Here is a 317-nt window from a genome sequence, read left to right as displayed (position 1 = left end):
GCCCGTGCGCATTGGCAACGCCGCCGCCCTGCAACTCCAGCTCGATGTCTACGGTGAACTGATGGACGCGCTCTACCTCGCCCGCAAAGGCGGCCTGGCGGGCGACGACGCTTCATGGCGCTTGCAGCTCGCATTGATGACGCATCTGGAAGACATCTGGCAGCTCCCCGACGAAGGCATCTGGGAGGTGCGCGGCCCATCCCGGCACTTCACCCACTCCAAGGTGATGGCCTGGGTGGCTTTCGACCGCGCTGTCAGAAGCATCGAGCAATTTGGCGTGGAAGGCCCACTTGAGCGCTGGCGTGCCGTTCGCGACC

Annotated in this window: 1 protein-coding gene; it reads left to right on the top strand. The window is 65.0% G+C overall.

The genetic code is table 11. The features are described from left to right. A partial coding sequence (locus RVY79_RS18560; RefSeq protein WP_317466016.1) for a glycoside hydrolase family 15 protein occupies positions 1–317 on the top strand: 317 nt, incomplete at both ends.

Source organism: Chromohalobacter sp. HP20-39 (genome assembly GCF_033052815.1).
In the GTDB taxonomy this organism is placed as follows: domain Bacteria; phylum Pseudomonadota; class Gammaproteobacteria; order Pseudomonadales; family Halomonadaceae; genus Chromohalobacter.
The sequence above is the reverse complement of the archived record's forward strand: the minus strand, read 5'-3'. Positions and strand labels throughout refer to the sequence as shown.